The following is a 20,376-nucleotide window of genomic DNA, read 5'->3' on the forward strand; positions in this document are numbered from 1 at the left end:
ATCATCAGAATCAAGTTATTGATGAACATAACATCATGGGTTTGGAGTGGCAAGTTCAAGCCGTTTTTGAAGTTTCCACCTCAAGCCCGGCATGCATATTGCAAACTCAGCACACTACAGCCCTTTCCGTCTCGACAACCAAGCCGCTTGTCCAACACAGCATCCAACACAAAAAGAAAATGCCGTTCAGCTAGCGCGGAACGGCATTCAAACAACGGTACGGCGAGGTATCAGTCCTCGAGCAGGATGCGCAACATGCGCCGCAGCGGCTCCGCGGCACCCCACAGGAGCTGGTCACCAACGGTGAAGGCCGACAGGTACTCCCCGCCCATCGCCAGCTTGCGCAGGCGGCCGACAGGGACAGTCAAGGTGCCGGTCACAGCGGTCGGAGTCAGATCGCGCACAGACTCTTCACGCTTGTTCGGAACGACCTTGACCCAGTCATTGGCGCTAGCCAGCATGCCTTCGATCTCATCGATCGGGAGATCCTTCTTCAGCTTCAGCGTCAAAGCCTGGCTGTGGCAGCGCATCGCACCGATACGCACGCAAAGGCCGTCGATGGGCACAACCGGCGTCCCGAAACCTTCGCCACGGCCGAGGATCTTGTTGGTCTCGACGCCCCCCTTCCACTCTTCCTTGGACTGGCCGTTACCCAGATCCTTGTCGATCCACGGAATCAGGGAACCAGCCAGCGGCACGCCGAAGTTGGAAGCCGGGAAGGCGTCGTCACGCATCGTGCCGGCCACTTCGCGGTCGATGTCGAGGATCGCAGAGGCCGGATCATCCAGCAATTCCTTGACCGAACGATTCAGCTCGCCCATCTGGCTCAGCAGCTCACGCATGTTCTGCGCACCCGCGCCGGAGGCAGCCTGATAGGTCATGGAGGTCGCCCACTCGACGAGGTCACGTTGGAACAGGCCGCCCAGAGCCATCAGCATCAGGGACACGGTACAGTTGCCGCCGATCCAGTCGCGACCGCCCTTGACCAGGGAGTCCTTGATGACGTTCTGGTTCACCGGATCAAGAATGATCACTGCACGGGGATCCATGCGCAGGGACGACGCGGCATCGATCCAGTGACCATTCCAGCCCGCCTCGCGCAGCTTCGGATACACCTCGTTGGTATAATCACCGCCCTGGCAGGTGATGATGATGTCGAGCGCCTTCAGCTCATCAATGTTCTTCGCATCCTTCAGCGGGGGCGCTTCCTTGCCAAAACTCGGTGCCTTGCCGCCCGGGTTGGACGTGGTGAAGAACACTGGCTCGATCAACGCAAAGTCGTTTTCCTCACGCATGCGCTGCATGAGCACGGAACCGACCATCCCGCGCCAGCCAACCAGACCTACTCTTTTCATATTGATCCCCAATCAGGCTTGAATTGTCTTCTTGTGCTCAGAGGGACGCGATCACGGCGTCGCCCATCTCCTTGGTGCCCACGCGACGGGTGCCCGCCTCATAGATATCACCAGTGCGATAACCAGCAGCCAGCACCTTCTTCACGGCGGTTTCGATGCGGGCAGCGTGCGCTTCCAGGTTGAAGGTATAGCGCAGCATCATCGCCGCCGACAGAATGGTTGCCAGCGGGTTGGCCAGCCCCTTGCCGGCGATATCCGGGGCAGAACCATGACTTGGCTCATAGAGGCCTTTATTGTTGGCATCAAGGGAGGCCGACGGCAGCATGCCGATAGAGCCGGTCAGCATCGAGGCCTCATCCGACAGGATGTCGCCAAACATGTTGCCGGTCACCATCACGTCGAACTGCTTCGGTGCGCGCACGAGCTGCATCGCGGCGTTATCCACGAGCATGTGGGACAGCTCGACGTCAGGATAATCGGCTGACAGCTCAATCATCACGTCACGCCACAGCTGGGTGCACTCCAGGACGTTCATCTTGTCGACCGAGCACAGTTTCTTGCCGCGCTTGCGGGCGGCCTCGAAGGCCACCTTGCCGATACGGCGGATTTCGGACTCCGCATACACCATAGTATTGAAGCCCACGCGCTCGCCGTTTTCCTCGCGGATGCCGCGGGGCTGGCCAAAATAGATATCGCCGGTCAGTTCGCGGACGATCAGGATGTCCAGACCGGACACCACTTCAGGCTTCAGCGTGGAGGCGTTGGCCAGCTCCGGATAGAGGATAGCCGGACGCAGGTTGGCGAACAGGTTGAGCTCCTTGCGGATGGCCAGCAGGCCACGCTCGGGACGCTGCTCACGCGGCAGGGAGTCCCACTGCGGGCCGCCCACGGCGCCCAGCAGGATCGCGTCAGCTTCCTTGGCCAGCTTGCTGGTTGCCTCAGGGTACGGCGTGCCGGTGGCATCGACGGCACAGCCGCCGATCAGGGCCGTCGATGCCACAAAGTCGAAACCGTCGCCGCGCACCGCCTCAAGCACGCGCAGGGCCTGTTCCATAATTTCGGGACCGATGCCATCACCGGGCAAAACACAAATCTTGATCGTCATTTTCTAAATCGAATTCGTTACAGGGGCGCCAGGCGCCGATCAGGCAAACAGCCAGGGTTGGTCAATGCGCCGACGCGCTTCGAACTCCTGGATCTTGTCGGCGTGCCGCAGCGTGAGGCCGATATCATCCCATCCGTTGAGCAGGCACTCTCGGCGGAAGGCATCCACTTCGAAGGGGATGACCTTGCCGTCAGGGCGGGTGATCGTCCGGGCTTCCAGATCCACCATCAGGCGATAGCCGGCGGTCCCCTGACACTGGGCAAACAGCGCGTCCATTTCCGACGCCGCCAGTTTGATCGGCAGCAGGCCGTTCTTGAAGCAATTGTTGTAGAAGATGTCGGCGAAGCTCGGCGCAAGGATCACGCGGAAACCGAAATCCTCCAGCGCCCACGGTGCGTGCTCGCGTGAGCTGCCGCAGCCGAAGTTGTCACGGGCAAGCAGGATTTGCGCTCCTTGGTAACGCTGCTGATTGAGTACGAAGTCTGGATTCCTGGGACGCGTGGAACAATCCTGGCCAGGCTGGCCGACATCCAGGTAACGCCACTCGTCGAACAGGTTGGGACCGAAGCCGCTACGCTTGATCGACTTCAGGAACTGCTTCGGAATGATGGCATCGGTATCCACGTTGGCGCGATCCATCGGCGCCACGAGGCCATCGAGTTTACGGAAGGGATTCATTACTTGACCGCCTTCTGGATGGCTTCGCCACCCTTTTCAATATCCTTGCCAATGCCCTGAACGGTATTGCAGCCGCTCAGCAGCACGACGACCAATGCACCGAGCAATGCGGTGAATTTACGCATAGCGCAATCTCTCCGGACGCTCAGGCCAGTTCGCGAACATCAGCGAAATGCCCGGCGATCGCCGCAGCAGTCGCCATGGCGGGGCTCACCAGATGGGTACGACCACCGGCGCCCTGACGCCCTTCGAAGTTACGGTTGGACGTGGACGCACACCGCTCGCCCGGCTCCAGCCGATCCGCATTCATGGCCAGGCACATGGAGCACCCCGGCTCACGCCACTCGAAACCTGCGGCGATGAAGATCTTGTCAAGCCCTTCGGCCTCGGCCTGACGCTTGACAAGACCCGAGCCCGGCACCACCAGCACCTGCTTGACGTTATCGGCCTTGCGGCGACCGCGCGCGACATAAGCAGCGGCGCGCAGATCCTCGATGCGCGAATTGGTACAGGAGCCAATGAAAACTTTGTCGATGGCGATGTTCTTGATCGGCGTCCGCGGCGTGAGGCCCATGTACTGCAGCGCACGCTCCATGCCCTCACGCTTCACCGGATCCTTTTCGAGAACCGGGTCGGGCACGATTCCGTCGATCGGCGCGACCATCTCGGGCGAAGTACCCCAGGTCACCTGCGGCTTGATCTGCGCAGCATCGAGTGCAACGACTGCGTCGAAATGGGCGCCGTCATCAGAGTGCAGAGTGCGCCAGTACTCTACGGCGCGATCCCACACGTCGCCGCGTGGCGAGAACGGACGATCCTTCAGATAGGCGATGGTCTGCTCGTCCACCGCCACCAAGCCAGCGCGGGCCCCTGCTTCGATCGCCATGTTGCAGACGGTCATGCGGCCTTCCATCGTCAGGCTGCGGATCGCGCTGCCGCCGAACTCGATGGCATAGCCGGTACCGCCGGCGGTGCCGATACGACCGATGATGGCCAGGACCACATCCTTGGCGGTCACGCCCGCGCCAAGCATGCCGTCGACCCGCACGAGCATCGTCTTGGACTTCTTCTGCAGCAGGCACTGGGTGGCCATCACGTGTTCGACTTCGGACGTACCGATGCCATGGGCCAGACAGGCAAACGCGCCGTGAGTCGAAGTGTGCGAATCGCCGCACACGACGGTCATACCGGGCAGCGTCGCGCCATTCTCGGGTCCGATCACGTGCACGATGCCCTGGCGCTCGTCCTTGAACGGGAAGTAGGCCAGCGCGCCGACTTCACGGATGTTGCTGTCCAGGGTTTCAACCTGCTGACGGGACACCGGGTCCTGAATGCCCATTTCCCAGTGATCGGTCGGCGTGTTGTGGTCGGCCGTCGCAACGATGGAGTTCACGCGCCATGGCTTGCGCCCGGCCAGCTTGAGGCCTTCGAAGGCCTGCGGGCTGGTGACTTCATGAACCAGGTGACGGTCGATGTAGATCAACGCCGTGCCGTCATCCTCGACGTGCACCACGTGGCTCGACCACAATTTTTCGTAAAGCGTTTGCGCTTGCATGGGCGAAGTAGAGCTGAGGGCGGAAAAACTTTAATTATTTCACAGGCCTTGCGCGCTGAGTAGCTTGCTCGTAAAGGGGCATCACACGAGCGGCGTACTCCGTCAGGTCACGCTGGCGGGTTTCATTGGACGGGTGGGTCGATAGCCACTGGGGCTGGGTACCGTTGGAGACCTTGGCCATTTTCTGCCAGAGACTGATGGCAGCCCGCGGGTCATAACCTGCCCGCGCAGCCAGTTCAACACCCATACGGTCAGCCTCGGTCTCATGCTCGCGGCTGTTGGGCAGTTCGAAACTGAGCTTCGCCGCGCTGCCGATCAAGTCTGTTCCTCCCCGGCCCACGCCGAGAGCTGCGCCAAGCACATTGACGCCGATATTGGTCACCATCGCCTGAGAGGCCCGCTCCCGCGCGTGCTCACGTAACGCATGGGAAATTTCATGCCCCATGATCGCGGCAATCTCGTCATCGGTCAGATCCAGGCGCTCGAGGATTCCGCTGTAGAAGGCGATCTTTCCACCAGCCATGCACCACGCGTTGAGCTCTTTCGAGCTCAACACATTCACTTCCCACCTCCAACCGGGCGCATCGGGACGGAAAATCCCCGTCATCGGAATCAGGCGACGGGCCACCGCACGCACCCGCTCAACCTCGTCCCGATCCCGGTTCAGCGCATTTTTCTGAGCAGCCTCTGCGATAATCTTCTGGTAACTCTGGGCGGAAGCCTGCTCCATCTCCTTGGAAGAAACCATCATCATCTGCCGACGCTCTACGCCGACAGCACCGGACTGCGTCGTCTGCACGGACTGACAGGCCACCAGGCCGCTCACCGCCAGCAGCGCCGTGCCCAGCATGCGCCACCATTCGAACCCAGCTCTCATCCTGCTCCCGACATCCTGTTCAGTTGATTTCAGACAGTCTCGACGGCCAAACGATCCCGCCAGCCGCGACTAAGGGCTACCAGACCCATCAATGCGAATACCGAAGCGAGGGTATAAGTCCATCCGGCGCCGACGAGTTCCCACGTATAACCGCTGATCAGCCCCCCAAGCACCCCGCCGGCACCAAAGGAAATACTCCCATACAGAGCCTGCCCTCGCGCCTGGTGCTGCGCGCCAAACCAGCGATTGACGGCGGCAACGGCCGCTGCATGATAAGAGCCGAAGGTTGCGCCGTGCAGCAACTGTGCCAGCGCCAGCACGACCAAGGAATCAGCTCCCCAACCGATCATCACGAAACGGAAGACTGCAGCAGCAAAACTGAAGAGAAGCAAATTACGCAGGGAAAACGCTTTCAGCAATTGGGGCATACCCATGAAAACCAGGATCTCGGCCAGCACCCCAAGGGTCCACATCCAGCCGACGAAGGTCTTGCTGTATCCATGAGCAACGAGATGCAGCGAGTAGAAGACATACAAGGCTCCATGGGCGGCCGACATGAAAAAACAGGCCGTCAGCAGTGCCCTCACCTCTGGGCGACGGAGAATGCTCCCCAGAGAAGCGGGCGCCACCGTCTCCCGTGCCTTGCGGACTTCAGGGATCGCCAGGGCACACGCCAGGATGCCTGCAAGGATGGCCAGCGTCACCCACAACAAGTTCCTGATCGGCATTTCATCAAGCAGATAACCCAACCCGAGCACAGCCAGTACGAAACCGACGGACCCCCACACCCGGATGCTGCCATAGCGACTGGCCCTCCCTTCCAGATGCGCAAAGGTCAAGGTTTCCACCAGCGGTAAGGCGGCGCTCCAGAAGAAAGCCAGGAAGGCCATGCTCACAAAGAGCACCCCATATGCATTGCTGAGCAGAAAACCGGAGAAACCCAGCACGGATAGCACCGCCGACAGACGGACGATAGGCGCACGCGTGCCAAATCGATCGGCCAGCCACCCCCACAAGGTCGGCGCAAGCGTCCGCATGACCGACATCAGGGACATCAGCACTGCAATCTCGGCCGCCGAGCTACCGACCGACTGCAGATAAAGGCCAAAGTACGGTGAAAAAGCGCCGACAAAGGCAAAGTAGAAGAAGTAATAACCCGACAGGCGCCAGTAGGGAATCATCAGAGATATTGGGGGCAACCCCGGTCACTACCAAGAAAAAGAGCGCCCGAAAGCGCTCCTTCCATCTGCCAGAACCTCACCCGTGCAGGCAAGGAACTCCACGCCTGTCCTCCAGGCGCAAAGCTGAACGCGATCAAGCCTTCGGACGGGGAGACGGCACGGCCTGCTTGCCAGCCGGCGCCAGCCCGGCCACCTTTGGCGTGGAGCACTCCACATCGGCATTCTGGGCACGATGACGCAAGGCATGATCCATCAGCACGATCGCCAGCATGGCCTCTGCGATGGGCGTGGCGCGAATGCCGACGCACGGATCATGGCGACCGTGGGTATTCACTACAACTGGTTCCCCGGCCTTATTGATGGAGTGGCGATCAAGACGGGTACTGGACGTGGGCTTGATGGCCATGCTGACCAGGATGTCCTGCCCAGTAGATATCCCACCCAGCACACCACCGGCGTTGTTCGACAGGAAGCCTTCCGGCGACATTTCGTCCGAGTGCTGCGTCCCCAGTTGGGCGACGCTGGCAAAACCGGCACCGATCTCCACGCCCTTCACCGCGTTGATGCTCATCATCGCGTAAGCGATGTCGGCATCGAGACGATCAAACACGGGCTCGCCCCAGCCAACCGGCAGGCCGGTCGCTACGACATTGATCCGCGCACCGACAGAGTCTCCGGACTTGCGCAGATCATCCATGTAGCTTTCGAGTTGCGGAACGATGGCCTGATTCGGTGCAAAAAACGCGTTGCCATCCACCTCGTCCCACGACACGAAGGGAATGTCGACAGGGCCGAGCTGTGACATGTAGCCCTGAATCACCACGCCATAGCGCTCCTGCAGCCACTTGCGCGCAATCGCTCCAGCCGCCACGCGCACCGCGGTTTCGCGGGCCGACGAACGGCCGCCGCCGCGGTAATCGCGAATGCCGTACTTCTGCCAGTAAGCGTAGTCGGCATGCCCCGGACGAAAACTCTCCGCGATGTTGCCGTAGTCCTTGGAGCGCTGATCCTGGTTGCGAATCAGCAATGCGATGGGCGTACCGGTCGTAACACCCTCGAAGACCCCCGACAGGATCTCGACCTCGTCCGGCTCCCGGCGCTGGGTCACGTGCCGGGACGTACCCGGCTTGCGCCGATCCAGCTCGGCCTGGATGTCGGCCTCGCAGACCTTCAATCCCGGCGGACAGCCATCCACCACGCAGCCGATGGCGGGGCCATGGGATTCACCGAAGGAAGTGACGCTGAAGAGCGTGCCAAGGGTATTACCGGACATGGAAAGACTCGCGGAGACAGGAGATTGAAGACTAGGCAAGCAAGGCGGCGGAGTCTAGCACGCCACCGGCACGAGGCCGGTGGCGTGTGAAGAACGTGTTACTTGAAGAACTCGTCCAGACAGCCGAACACCGGGTGTTCGCCATCATGCTGCTTCACGTAGAGGACGTCCTCGAGCTTCTCGACTTGGCGAATCATCTTCTCGAGACGCTCATCCTCGAAAATCAACAGCCAGATGCGGCTAGTCTCGCCAGAGCCGACCGGCATGCACAGGATGCCTTCCACGTTGAAGGCCCGCCGGGCAAACAAACCACAGATGTGGCTCATCACCCCTGGGTGATTGGCCACACCCAACTCAAGAACAACCTTCTTGAAGCCCGTATGTTCGGGCACATCGGGAATGTACTCGGAAAGATTGGTGTTTTGTTCGGACATAGTGTTCTCTCCTGCGGGCTCAGCCGATCATCTCGGAGTTGGCGGCGCCCGGCGGCACCATGGGGTAAACGAATTCGTTCGGGTCGATGGTTGCGTGGATCAGGCAGGGTCCCGGCGTATTGAGCGCCTCGGCCAACACGGCACGGGGATTGGGCGCCGGATCCAGATCGACGGCACGCATGCCAAAACCCTCAGCGATCTTCAGGAAGTCGGTGGGACGCTCGTAGCGGGACGCCATGATGCGCTTGCCATAGAAAAGATTCTGCTGCTGATGCACCAACCCCAGGGACTGGTTGTTGAACAGCACGATCTTCACATTGGCGTTCTCCTGAGCCGCAGTCGCCATCTCCTGAATGTTCATCTTCAGGCTGCCATCACCGGAAAAGCAGACCACCGTACGCTCGGGCTCCGCCAAAGCCGCACCGATCGCAGCCGGGAAGCCGAAGCCCATGGTGCCGAGGCCGCCGGAGTTGAGCCACTGGCGGGCGCGGCGGAACGGATAGGCCTGCGCAACCCACATCTGGTGCTGGCCCACGTCGCTGGTGATGATGGCACTATCGTCCAGACAGCTGGCAACCGCATGGATGAGGCCATACGGCGAACGGGGATTATCCACACCGGGCATGGCCAGCGGGAAGCGCCCCTTCAGGCTCTCCACGTGGGACAACCAACGCTTGCGCAACTGGGGCTTCACGCGCGGCAGCAGTTCGGACAGCACCTGCCCCACATCACCGGCAATCGCCACATGCGCAGTCTTGACCTTGTGCAGCTCCGAACGATCGATGTCGATATGGATGATCTTGGCGTTCGGACAAAACTCGGCGGTCTTGCCGATAGCACGGTCATCGAAACGGGCGCCGACACAGATCAGCAGATCGGCCTCTTCGAGGACATAGTTGGTGTAACGCGCGCCATGCATGCCGAGCATCCCGACCGACAACGGATGATCCATCGGCATGGCGCCCAGCGCCATCAGCGTCATCGTGGTCGGCAGGGACGCCTGCTCCGCCAGCGTCACCGCGAGCTTCGACGCGCCGGAGTGGATCACACCACCGCCGAGGTAAAGCACGGGGCGCTCGGCCCCCTCGATCATCTTCGCAATCTCTTCGATCGCGCCGATGTCGAAGCTGGGCGCAGCATCGGGCACCACCACATCGGGATATTCCTCGAAGCTCACGATCTGGTTCTGCACATCCTTGGGCACATCCACCAGAACAGGGCCAGGCCGGTCGGACATCGCGATACGGAAGGCGGCCGGGATTGCAGTCAGCAACTCCTTAGCGGAACGAACCAGGAAATTGTGCTTGGTGATGGGAATCGTGAGCCCGTAGGTATCCACCTCCTGGAAGGCATCCGTACCGATCATCGACAAGGGTACTTGGCCGGTCAGCGCGATGATGGGGATGGAGTCCAACTTGGCATCAGCGATCGCCGTGATGAGGTTGGTCGCTCCTGGGCCGCTAGAGGCCAGACACACTTCCGGACGGCCGGATACGCGCGCCATACCCTGGGCGATGAAGCCCGCACCTTGCTCGTGACGACACAGCACGTGGTGAATCTTCTCGCTCTTGGAAAGCGCGTCATACATCGGCAGGGCTGCACCGCCAGGAACACCCGCGATAGTGCTGATACCCTGCCGTTCGAGCAGCTTCACGATCAGGTCTGCTCCAGTCATTTGCATCATCAAAAATCTCCTTGAGGCTTTGGGAGCCGTACAACGTTCCGGGCCGGGGGACAAAAAACAAAACCCCCGCCGGTTGCGCGCCGGCGGGGGTCTGAAAATTCTTTACTGATTACCTACGGACCCTTACGACGCGCGCACACCTACGCTTACTACGCGTACTACAACTACGTCGACAGGAAGGGAGCGGGCAATCAGGTTCATAAGGTCATATACAAGACTACTCTACAATTATTCTTCAGTTCCTGCCGCAAACACAAGCTCTTTTTTGTCAAATCACTTCGCCGCCTGTCCAGAGTCCCGCAGGACGCGGCGCAGGATCTTTCCCACGTTACTCTTGGGCAAGGACTCACGAAACTCCACGAATCGGGGTACCTTATACCCGGTCAATCCCGCACGACAGTGATCGATCAAGGCCCCTGCGGTCAATTTTGGATCTTTGCGCACAACGAAGATCTTGACCGCCTCGCCGGAGTGCTCATCAGGAACACCAAGCGCCGCGACCTCCAGCACACCAGGGTGACTTGCAACCACGTCTTCGACCTCATTTGGATAAACGTTGAAGCCCGACACAAGGATCATGTCCTTCTTGCGATCAACAATGCGAACGAAACCATCGGCATCAATGGTCGCCACATCGCCGGTTCGCAAAAAACCGTCATGCGTAAAAACCTTGGCCGTGTCCTCGGGGCGCTTGTAATAGCCCTTCATCACCTGCGGCCCCTTCACGCACAACTCCCCCGCCTCCCCTGATGCGACCTCCCTCCCGTCATCATCACGCAGACTAATGATCGTGGACGAGATCGGAAGTCCGATGGAGTGATTGAATTCGGGCAAATCGAGGGGGTTGATACAGACCGCAGGAGACGTTTCAGTCAAACCGTAAGCCTCGGCCAAAGGCTTGCCAGTCACTTTCCTCCAACGGTCTGCCACCCCCTGTTGAACAGCCATTCCACCGCCCAGCGCAATTTTCAATGAAGAGAAATCAAGATGGGAGAACCCAGGATCGTTCAGTAAGGCGTTGAACAAGGTATTGACCCCGGTGATCACCGTGAAGCGATGGCGCCCCAGTTCCACAACGAACCCCGGGATATCCCTCGGGTTTGTAATGAGTACGTTTGTTGCGCCGATCTTGAAGAAAGTCAGGCAGTTCGCGGTAAGTGAAAAAATGTGATAAAGCGGCAGAGCGGTGATGATGACCTCTGAAGCAATCTTCACATAAGGGCTTATCCACGCATGGGCCTGCTGCAAATTCGCAACGATATTTCCATGCGTTAGCATGGCACCCTTTGCAACGCCAGTCGTGCCTCCCGTGTACTGCAGATAAGCAAGGTCATCGTGACCAATAGCGACAGGCTTAAACTCGCAGCGGTGTCCCAGATCCAATGCCACGCGAAATCTCTTGCACCCTGGCAAATCCCACGCGGGAACCATTTTTCGCACATGGCGAATAACAAAGTTCACAAGTGCAGATTTCGGAAAGCCCAGCAGGTCACCCAACCCCGTCACAACGACATGACGCACAGCAGTGTGCTCGATCACATCCTGAAGGATGTGCGCAAAGTTCTCGACGATGACAATGGCCTCACACTCGGCATCACGCAGTTGATGCTCCAACTCTCGCGCCGTATATAAGGGATTGACGTTCACCACAGTACCGCCCGCACGCAAAATCCCAAACATAGCAACGGGGTACTGAAGGCAGTTCGGCATCATGAGCGCAACCCGAGCCCCCTTGCCGAGGCCCAACGTACCTTGCAGATAAGCCGCAAAGTCACGGGATTTCGCATCCAGCTCGGCGTAGCCCATGGCCTTACCCATGCAGACATACGCGACATGTGCGCCGAAAGCACGGACGCTCTTGTCAAATAAATCAACAAGGGAAGAAAATTCCGCCGGATCAATCTCCGCAGGTACACCATCGGGGTAGCTCTTCAGCCAGAGCTTATCCATGTGGTCTCCTCTGCCATTGGTCGCACTAGAGGGAAACCGGCAGACAAGGTATCGCCTTACCGCCGGCGCCAACCTTTACGAGCGCCTTAATCCATCATGCGAGGATCAGCTCCCAACATACCGCTTTTTTTGACGGCGCCCTTCTCGTGTGGCACACCTTGCAGTATCAGCCCCCCCCCGCCCTGCACGCCAACCGCAACATAGGCCTGCAGTGCAGTTATTACTTCAAATCACACCTGATCTTCCTCAGCAGGCCAGTTCCGAATGTAGTTCTTAAGCATCCGATTCTCAAAACTCTGCTCCTCAAGCACCGCCTTGGCCACATCGTGGAAAGAAACCACACCAAGAAGAACCGCATCGTCCATAACAGGAAGATAGCGCTGATGGTGCTCGACCATTTGTCGACGCAACTCATCCATTTCCATATTGGGCGCAGCTACGACTGGAGTTGTCAGCATTGCGTCTGCCACAGAAAGATCCTGCCATGCAGCACCCGCCTTCTGGGTGCCGAGCAAAACTTCCCTGAAGGTCAACAGACCAGCCATACGCCCTTTGTCAAACACAACCAAAGACCCGACATCCTGCTCCGTCATAATAGCAACCGCTTCGGAGAGCGCCTTGTTTGGTGCTATGGTGAAAAGGACCTTGCCTTTGATCGCGAGAATTTCACTGACCAGCATTTTTCCGTTCCTATGAGTGGCGCCGACGCGCCTAAAGATGATTATTTCATCCGATAGTATTCGATTGCGGAGGCAGCGAAAAGTCCCCAGATATCAGGGCCTTCCCTTATACGCGGCTCACACACCAGGAACTGTCTATTTTCGGCTCAGTCCTTCCGGCTTCAGCGCTCCAGGAATTTCAACTTATCCACCACGCCACGCCACTGGTCAGCGTCGGCCGGAGGATCCTTGCGCTCCACGATCGGCGTCCACTGAGCAGCCAATTCGGCGTTAAGAGCGATGAATCCCTGCTGGCCGGCAGGGACATCATCCTCAGCAAAAATAGCTTCAGCCGGGCACTCAGCCACGCACAATGTGCAGTCGATACACTCCTCCGGATCGATCACGAGGAAGTTCGGCCCCTCTCGAAAACAATCCACCGGACAAACATCAACACAGTCGGTGTACTTGCAACGGATGCAGTTTTCGGTAACAACATAAGTCATGGGGCGTACTCCTGTATGTCTTGGAGCTGGCGGCTCGCAGATGCGGTCACGAAAACCAGCTTCGTCGTAAATAGTTCAAGTACTGAAATATACCCCATTCGCCACTGCGGGAGCGCCCGGCGTACGCGCTCTCTGTCGTCTGGAGAGGTACGATCCAGCACATGGGACGCTAGCCACACTACTACCGCTACCATAATTTTTAGCCGAACAGGGGAGAAAAATGCTTTTCTTGCCGATCAAGATTCGCTAGCATCCCGCCAACCATCCTGTCTTGTTGCGTGGATTGGGCTGCATCGAACAACTCAATACCTCCTCCCTCGCAACGCCCCCCTGAATGCGTGAGGATCATGAGCGAACATATCCACTACGTCACAGATACAAACTTCGAAGCGGAAGTCCTCCAATCCACCAGCCCCGTGCTTGTGGATTACTGGGCAGAATGGTGCGGCCCATGCAAGATGATCGCTCCCATCCTCGACGAAGTGGCCCAAGAGTATGTTGGGAAGCTCAAGGTCGCGAAGCTGAACATTGATGAAAATCAGGAAACTCCGACCAAATATGGCATCCGGGGAATTCCTACGCTCATGCTCTTCAAGGGCGGCAACATCGAAGCAACCAAGGTTGGCGCACTGTCAAAGTCTCAACTGACTGCTTTCATTGACAGCAACCTGTAAATCGGGTTAAGTTAAGGAAATTCTTCGTAGCGGTCTGGACTGTCCTAAAAAGTGGCAGCACAGGCAGCTAGATGCAGTTCAGGTATCCTGCCCCTGCGCAAAATCGCGACAACTCTGTCGCGCTCCACGTCATTCACTTCTCTACCCCCTCACCGCCGCCCGCCATGCAACTCTCGGAGCTGAAGTCCCTCCATGTTGGTCAATTGCTTGAGATGGCAATCGCCAACGAAATTGAAGGTGCCAATCGCCTGCGCAAACAAGAACTTGTCTTTGCGCTACTCAAGAACCGTGCCAAGAAGGGCGAACCTATCTACGGTGATGGAGTCATGGAAGTCTTGCCCGATGGCTTTGGTTTTCTGCGATCGCCGGATACATCGTACTTGGCGGGGACCGACGACATCTATGTTTCTCCAAGCCAAATTCGGCGCTTCAATCTCCATACAGGAGATACAGTCGAAGGCGAAATTCGCACGCCGAAGGATGGCGAACGATACTTCGCACTGGTTAAGGTCAACAAAGTAAACTTTGAGCCTCCCGAGGCATCAAAGCACAAGATTCTTTTCGAGAATTTGACCCCCCTTCATCCTAACCAGTGCCTGAAACTGGAACGGGATATCCGTGGTGAAGAGAACATCACCTCTCGGGTGATTGACATGATCTCCCCTATCGGCAAAGGGCAGCGAGGACTCCTAGTCGCTCCCCCGAAGAGCGGCAAGACGGTGATGCTCCAACACATCGCTCACTCGATCACGTCAAATCACCCAGACGTCGTTGTAATCGTACTTCTCATTGATGAACGCCCTGAAGAAGTCACTGAAATGCAACGCTCAGTGAAGGGTGAAGTTGTTGCGTCAACCTTTGACGAACCCGCTATTCGGCATGTACAAGTGGCTGAAATGGTGATCGAAAAGGCGAAGCGCCTGGTAGAACACAAAAAGGACGTCGTTATTCTTCTTGACTCCCTGACGCGTTTGGCGCGAGCCTACAATACAGTCGTCCCTGCCTCTGGCAAGGTTTTGACTGGCGGCGTAGACGCAAACGCACTGCAAAAACCCAAACGCTTCTTCGGCGCAGCCCGGAATATCGAAGAGGGTGGCTCTTTGACAATTATCGCAACGGCTCTTATTGATACCGGCAGCCGAATGGATGATGTCATCTACGAGGAATTCAAAGGCACCGGCAATATGGAGATCCATCTGGATCGCCGGATGGCTGAAAAACGGGTTTATCCGGCAATTAACGTTAACCGCTCTGGCACCCGCCGAGAAGAACTTCTTCTCAAGGCCGACGTACTTCAGAAGGTCTGGGTGCTCCGCAAGTTGCTTTATGGGATGGACGACATTGATGCAATGGAATTCCTTCTCGATAAAATCAAGGCCACAAAAAATAACAATGAGTTCTTTGATGCAATGCGTCGCGGCTGATATATAAGCCCCAGAACCCATTCAGCAGAAGATAGAGGAAAGGCGCCGCCCCAAAGCGGCGTTTTTTTCGAATGAAGATTTCGACAGTTGGAATCGACCTGACCAAGAGCGTCGAACCGGTGATCGGACACCTGAAAGACGACTGCGGCCTACGGCGGAACTGGCTGAAGGGCTCCGAAGGGGATGTATTGCACCCGGTGCTGTGTGCGGCCGGCTACAATCTGCGCTGGTCAGAGTGAGCCACCTCGTCCTCTGCCCCATCCCATCTTCCGCCAGCCCCTTAGCTCGCTAAACATAGTGTCCACTAGCCAATAGAAGCGGACACTTACATGAACGTCACGAAGCCTCGCCGTATCCGTCGCACCCACTCCGAGGAGTTCAAGCAGTCCCTGATCAAAGCCTGCGGCGAACCCGGCGCGTCGGTCGCCGGGGTGGCGCTGGCCAACGGCATCAACGCCAATCAGCTGCGACGCTGGATGCGCGAGCGGAGCATCGAGCCGCCCGAGTTGTCCTGTGCTCCGCTCGACATGCGGGCCGGCATGGACACGATTCTCGCGCAGGTGGTACAGGTCTTCGGCGAAGCGCGCCCGCATCACGCCTACCTCTTCGCCAACCGACGGGGCACCCGCGGCGCGCGTCAAGCTAGTTGTCGCCTGATTCATGCAGCTCTTTGCTGTTTATTCCCCATGGCAACAACTACGTCTCGCTCGGGATTGAGAGTCACCACGGTGATGGGTGACCAGTCCCGGGTGTTGCCCGTCCAGCGCGCAGGATGGCGCGCTCGGGCCTGGGCATAGAGTGCGTGACGCGCCGCCAGGATCGCGTGATCCTCGCCCGCATGGCGCTGGGCCGGGCTCACGTAGCGGATGCCGCTGTGGCGATGCTCGACGTTGTACCACTGCACGAAACCGCTGGCCCAGGATCGGGCGGCTTCCAGATCCTCGAATCCCCTTGCCGGAAACTCGGGTCGGTACTTGGCCGTGCGGAACAGCGCTTCGGCGTAAGCATTGTCATCGCTGACCCGGGGCCGCGAGTAGGAAGGCTTGATACCCAGCCAGTGGAGCATCGCCAGCACCGTGGTGGCCTTGAGCGTCGCGCCGTTGTCGCCGTGCAGGATGGGCTTGTCCGCCAGGGCGGCGATCCCTTCAGCCAGCGCCGTGCGACGCACCAGATGGGCGGCATGTTCGGCGGCGTCGGTGCCGTGCACTTCCCAGCCGACGATCTTGCGGCTGTAGAGATCCAGGATCAGATACAGATGGAACCAGCGCCCGGCTACCGTGGCCGGCAGATAGGTCATGTCCCAGCACCACACCTGGCGCGGTGCGGTGGCGATGTGGGTGCTCGGTGGGCGAGAGGCTGCGGGGGCTTTGGCACGCCCCCGATGCGTCGTCTGGCCCGCTTCGCGCAGGAGGCGGTGGAAGGTCGATTCGCTGGCCAGATAGACGCCTTCGTCGGCCAGCATCGGAACGATGCGCGCTGGCGGCAGGTCGGCAAAGCGGGCGTCGTTGGCTACCTGCAAGAGCGCATGCCGCTCCGCCTCGGTGAGGGCGTGGGCAGGCCGGGGGCGCAGCGTTGCCGGTCTGAGGTCCCCGCGCACGAGGCCGTCCTCACGTTTCCAGCGCTGCAAGGTCCGCAGCGTGATGCCCGCCACCTTGCAGGCCGCGTCAAGACGCGCCCCGGCGTGCTGGGCGGCTTCAATGTTCCGGACCTTCATCCGGCGATCTTCCAGGCCGATCATGCGTCCTCGTCCCTGTCCTTCGGAAAGATCGCCTCGAGCTTTTTTGAAAGCACCAGCAGGGCTGCCGCCTCCGCCAGGGCCTTCTCCTTGCGGCGCAATTCCCGCTCGAGCTCCTTGATGCGACGCCGATCCTGCTTGGTCTGCAAGGGACTGGCACGGGCCTCCTCGGGTGTTGCCAAGGCTTGCGTGGCTGCCTGACGCCATTGGGCTAGATCCTGCGGATAAACCCCGTGCTCCCGGCACCAGGCATTCCGGGCCGTCTCATCGAGGGCCGCGGTGGTGAGCACCGCCTCGAACCGGGCCGCCGCTGTCCAGGCCCGCTCGCGAGCGGGCCTGGACAGCGCATCACTGCGCCAACGCTCCAGCGTCGCTACGCCCACGCCGATCTCACGCGCAACGGCCTCCACCGTCGCGCTCTCCGGCGGCAACAATCTCGCCACCGCCCTATCCTTGAATTCCTGTCCGTATCGCGCCACGTCGTTCTCTCATCATCGCCCCCGAATTTAGGATTCTATCGAGGCGACAACTATTCTGACGCGGGGGGCCCGGATGAAGGTGCTGATCCACGATGGCCAGGGGATCTGGCTCGCCTGTCGTCGGCTCAATCAGGGGCGCTTCCGCTGGGCGGAGGGAAAGGGTTCCCTAACCCTATCCCAGGCCCAGTTCGACGCCCTGGTGCTCGGTCTGCCCTGGCAGCAGCTCGGGGATGACGGCGTAATTCGGATGATTTGACGGTCCACCATCCGGAGTTGCCCCGATGGCTGTGGCGCTGCGCCGGCGGCATGATCTGCGCATGGCTCTCCCCACCAATCTCCACGAACTGGACGCCGACGCCCTGCGCAGCCTGCTCATCGCGCAGGATCGGGAGCTCACTTGGCGCCAGAGCAAGATCGACCAGCTCACGCACGAACTGGCGCTGCACAAGCGTTGGCGCTTCGGCGTAAAGACCGAGCGCCTGTCAGCGGAGCAGGCCCAACTGTTCGAGGAGACGGTCGAAGGGGACCTTACCGCGATGACCGAAGAGCTCGAGCAGCTCTCCGGCAAACCCTCTGCGGCCAAGGGCCAGGCCAAGCGCAAGCCGCTGCCGCCCGAACTGCCTCGCACCGAGATCCATCACGAACCGGACTCCACCTTCTGCACCTGTGGCTGCCCGATGTGAAACGCATCGGCGAGGACGTGGCGGAGAAGTTCGACTACCCCCCGGCACCTTCAGCGCCCTCCGCCACATCCGTGGCAAGTGGGTCTGCACCCACTGCGAGACACTCATCCAGGCCCCGGTGCCGGCCCATGTGATCGACAAAGGCATTCCCACCACCGGGCTGCTCGCCCAAGTGCTGGTGGCCAAGTATCAGGATCATCGTGTGCTACGAACGCAACCACCGTTGTTGAGGTGGAAGCGATGCTTTACCAAAGATGAGGGTAGGCCCCTCGAAGTCGGCTTGCAGGAGCAGGCTTCAAACCGCCACAAGCTGCGGGCGTTAAGAGCGCCCGTGGTGAGCGTTGCTGGAAACGGCGGAGCGAGACTCCGTCAGGTAGGGTTCAAGGAGACGAACGCAAGTGAACCGCTGATGACGTGTTTAGCGAGCTACGGGTCTGGCGGAAGATGGGATGGCCGGGGGCTTACGCTTACGGAGGAGATGTTTTTTCTTTGAGGGTGCTTTGTTTCGGAGCTTTAAAAACATAAAGCCCCCGCGCAGTAGTGCGCGGGGGCTTTGATGGGTAAGTCTGACGATGACCTACTTTCACGCACGGTTGTGCACTATCATCGGCGCGGTCTTGTTTCACGGTCCTGTTCGGGATGGGAAGGGGTGGTTCCAAGACGCTATGGTCGTCAGACTATAACTTGTACCGCTTGCCGCGTTTTCGCGGTCGAAGCGTCAAAGGGAAGAAGTGTTCTTTGGGGTATGTGACTGCGCTTTGCGCGGTGTTCGCCTTGCATTTTGCAAGGTTATAGGATCAAGCCTCACGGGCAATTAGTACTGGTTAGCTTAACGCATTACTGCGCTTCCACACCCAGCCTATCAACGTCGTGGTCTTCAACGACCCTTCAGGGGAATCGAGTTCCCAGGGATATCTCATCTTGAGGCGAGTTTCCCGCTTAGATGCTTTCAGCGGTTATCTCTTCCGGATTTAGCTACCCGGCGATGCGACTGGCGTCACAACCGGTACACCAGAGATCCGTCCACTCCGGTCCTCTCGTACTAGGAGCAGGCCCCCTCAAATATCCAGCGCCCACGGCAGATAGGGACCAAACTGTCTCACGACGTTTTAAACCCAGCTCACGTACCACTTTAAATGGCGAACAGCCATACCCTTGGGACCGGCTACAGCCCCAGGATGTGATGAGCCGACATCGAGGTGCCAAACTCCGCCGTCGATGTGAACTCTTGGGCGGAATCAGCCTGTTATCCCCAGAGTACCTTTTATCCGTTGAGCGATGGCCCTTCCATACAGAACCACCGGATCACTATGACCTGCTTTCGCACCTGCTCGACTTGTCGGTCTCGCAGTCAAGCCACCTTTTGCCATTGCACTATCAGTACGATGTCCGACCGTACCTAGGTGACCTTCGTACTCCTCCGTTACCTTTTGGGAGGAGACCGCCCCAGTCAAACTGCCTACCATGCACGGTCCCCGATCTGGATTCACAGACCTAGGTTAGAACCTCAACGACACCAGGGTGGTATTTCAAGGACGGCTCCTCTGGAACTAGCGTCCCAGTCTCATCGCCTCCCACCTATCCTACACAAGTCCCGTCAAAGTCCAATGCAAAGCTACAGTAAAGGTTCATGGGGTCTTTCCGTCTAGCCGCGGGGAGATTGCATCTTCACAAACACTTCAACTTCGCTGAGTCTCAGGAGGAGACAGTGTGGCCATCGTTACGCCATTCGTGCAGGTCGGAACTTACCCGACAAGGAATTTCGCTACCTTAGGACCGTTATAGTTACGGCCGCCGTTTACCGGGGCTTCGATCAAGAGCTTGCACCCCATCACTTAACCTTCCGGCACCGGGCAGGCGTCACACCCTATACGTCCACTTTCGTGTTTGCAGAGTGCTGTGTTTTTAATAAACAGTCGCAGCCACCGATTCTCTGCGGCCTCTTCGCCCTTCGGATGTACTCCTACAAGCTACCGAGGCATACCTTCTCCCGAAGTTACGGTATCAATTTGCCGAGTTCCTTCTCCTGAGTTCTCTCAAGCGCCTTAGTATCTTCTACCTGCCCACCTGTGTCGGTTTGCGGTACGGTCACTCTATGACTGAAGCTTAGAGGCTTTTCCTGGA

At 58.9% G+C, this 20,376-nt stretch carries 19 protein-coding genes, 2 rRNA genes and 1 pseudogene (1 of these 22 running past the window's edge); 6 read left to right on the forward strand and 16 right to left on the reverse strand.

Annotation, left to right across the window (positions count from 1 at the left end; genetic code table 11):
• Positions 1-230: 230 nt before the first annotated feature.
• The 13 genes from asd to fdxA form a co-directional block, all read right to left on the reverse strand.
• Positions 231-1,355: an aspartate-semialdehyde dehydrogenase gene (asd, locus tag AC1PPK_RS20985; protein ID WP_481114946.1), complete on the reverse strand. Its 1,125-nt coding sequence runs from the start codon at positions 1,353-1,355 to the stop codon at positions 231-233.
• Positions 1,356-1,392: 37 nt separating this feature from the next.
• Complete coding sequence (gene leuB / locus AC1PPK_RS20990; RefSeq protein WP_481118250.1) at positions 1,393-2,454, reverse strand: 3-isopropylmalate dehydrogenase; 1,062 nt, start codon at positions 2,452-2,454, stop codon at positions 1,393-1,395.
• Positions 2,455-2,499: 45 nt separating this feature from the next.
• Positions 2,500-3,138, reverse strand: coding sequence for a 3-isopropylmalate dehydratase small subunit (leuD, locus tag AC1PPK_RS20995; protein ID WP_481114947.1), 639 nt, complete (start codon positions 3,136-3,138; stop codon positions 2,500-2,502).
• Positions 3,138-3,263 carry an entericidin A/B family lipoprotein gene (locus tag AC1PPK_RS21000; RefSeq protein ID WP_481114948.1) on the reverse strand — a complete coding sequence of 42 codons (126 nt, stop codon included), beginning with the start codon at positions 3,261-3,263 and terminating at the stop codon, positions 3,138-3,140. The genes leuD and AC1PPK_RS21000 overlap by 1 nt, the downstream gene beginning before the upstream one ends.
• Positions 3,264-3,283: 20 nt before the next feature.
• Positions 3,284-4,693, reverse strand: a complete 1,410-nt coding sequence (leuC, locus tag AC1PPK_RS21005; protein WP_481114949.1) for a 3-isopropylmalate dehydratase large subunit — start codon at positions 4,691-4,693, stop codon at positions 3,284-3,286.
• 34 nt (positions 4,694-4,727) lie between these two features.
• A complete protein-coding gene (locus tag AC1PPK_RS21010) occupies positions 4,728-5,543 on the reverse strand; it encodes a M48 family metallopeptidase (RefSeq protein WP_481114950.1) in 816 nt (271 codons plus the stop codon).
• A gap of 56 nt (positions 5,544-5,599) precedes the next feature.
• Positions 5,600-6,751, reverse strand: a complete 1,152-nt coding sequence (locus AC1PPK_RS21015; RefSeq protein WP_481114951.1) for an MFS transporter — start codon at positions 6,749-6,751, stop codon at positions 5,600-5,602.
• Positions 6,752-6,884: 133 nt separating this feature from the next.
• On the reverse strand, positions 6,885-8,024 hold the full coding sequence (gene aroC / locus AC1PPK_RS21020; RefSeq protein WP_481114952.1) for a chorismate synthase: 1,140 nt from the start codon (positions 8,022-8,024) through the stop codon (positions 6,885-6,887).
• A 98-nt stretch (positions 8,025-8,122) separates the two neighbouring features.
• Positions 8,123-8,458, reverse strand: a complete 336-nt coding sequence (ilvN, locus tag AC1PPK_RS21025; RefSeq protein ID WP_481114953.1) for an acetolactate synthase small subunit — start codon at positions 8,456-8,458, stop codon at positions 8,123-8,125.
• A 19-nt stretch (positions 8,459-8,477) separates the two neighbouring features.
• Positions 8,478-10,142, reverse strand: a complete 1,665-nt coding sequence (ilvB, locus tag AC1PPK_RS21030) for an acetolactate synthase large subunit (RefSeq protein WP_481114954.1) — start codon at positions 10,140-10,142, stop codon at positions 8,478-8,480.
• Between the two features lie 273 nt (positions 10,143-10,415).
• Positions 10,416-12,092 (reverse strand): long-chain-fatty-acid--CoA ligase, encoded by a 1,677-nt coding sequence (locus AC1PPK_RS21035; RefSeq protein ID WP_481114955.1) that lies wholly within the window; start codon positions 12,090-12,092, stop codon positions 10,416-10,418.
• Between the two features lie 230 nt (positions 12,093-12,322).
• A complete protein-coding gene (locus tag AC1PPK_RS21040) occupies positions 12,323-12,772 on the reverse strand; it encodes a CBS domain-containing protein (protein WP_481114956.1) in 450 nt (149 codons plus the stop codon).
• A 161-nt stretch (positions 12,773-12,933) separates the two neighbouring features.
• Complete coding sequence (gene fdxA / locus AC1PPK_RS21045; RefSeq protein WP_481114957.1) at positions 12,934-13,257, reverse strand: ferredoxin FdxA; 324 nt, start codon at positions 13,255-13,257, stop codon at positions 12,934-12,936.
• Positions 13,258-13,604: 347 nt separating this feature from the next.
• Between fdxA and trxA the strand changes: the two genes are divergently transcribed.
• The 4 genes and pseudogenes from trxA to AC1PPK_RS21065 form a co-directional block, all read left to right on the forward strand.
• Positions 13,605-13,931, forward strand: coding sequence for a thioredoxin TrxA (trxA, locus tag AC1PPK_RS21050; protein WP_481114958.1), 327 nt, complete (start codon positions 13,605-13,607; stop codon positions 13,929-13,931).
• A 164-nt stretch (positions 13,932-14,095) separates the two neighbouring features.
• Positions 14,096-15,355 carry a transcription termination factor Rho gene (rho, locus tag AC1PPK_RS21055; protein ID WP_481114959.1) on the forward strand — a complete coding sequence of 420 codons (1,260 nt, stop codon included), beginning with the start codon at positions 14,096-14,098 and terminating at the stop codon, positions 15,353-15,355.
• A gap of 71 nt (positions 15,356-15,426) precedes the next feature.
• A complete protein-coding gene (locus tag AC1PPK_RS21060; protein WP_481118276.1) occupies positions 15,427-15,594 on the forward strand; it encodes a hypothetical protein in 168 nt (55 codons plus the stop codon).
• Between the two features lie 90 nt (positions 15,595-15,684).
• A pseudogene (locus AC1PPK_RS21065) lies at positions 15,685-15,831 on the forward strand (transposase); the annotation flags it as partial.
• 182 nt (positions 15,832-16,013) lie between these two features.
• Here AC1PPK_RS21065 and AC1PPK_RS21070 read toward each other — a convergent pair.
• A protein-coding gene (locus AC1PPK_RS21070) for an IS3 family transposase (RefSeq protein WP_481113585.1) occupies positions 16,014-17,569 on the reverse strand; the annotation gives its coding sequence in 2 pieces (ribosomal slippage) (positions 16,014-17,140 and positions 17,140-17,569; 1,557 coding nt in all).
• A 73-nt stretch (positions 17,570-17,642) separates the two neighbouring features.
• On the opposite strand from AC1PPK_RS21070, the gene tnpB reads away from it, so the two are divergent.
• Positions 17,643-17,825 carry an IS66 family insertion sequence element accessory protein TnpB gene (gene tnpB, locus AC1PPK_RS21075; RefSeq protein WP_481114960.1) on the forward strand — a complete coding sequence of 61 codons (183 nt, stop codon included), beginning with the start codon at positions 17,643-17,645 and terminating at the stop codon, positions 17,823-17,825.
• Positions 17,826-17,850: 25 nt separating this feature from the next.
• A complete protein-coding gene (locus AC1PPK_RS21080) occupies positions 17,851-18,252 on the forward strand; it encodes a transposase domain-containing protein (RefSeq protein ID WP_481114961.1) in 402 nt (133 codons plus the stop codon).
• Positions 18,253-18,816: 564 nt separating this feature from the next.
• Here the strand turns inward: AC1PPK_RS21080 and rrf are convergent.
• Positions 18,817-18,929 (reverse strand): 5S ribosomal RNA (gene rrf / locus AC1PPK_RS21085).
• A 116-nt stretch (positions 18,930-19,045) separates the two neighbouring features.
• Positions 19,046-20,376 (reverse strand): 23S ribosomal RNA (locus AC1PPK_RS21090); it runs 1,551 nt beyond the window's last position.

The organism is Zoogloea sp. JDB1 (assembly GCF_056724025.1).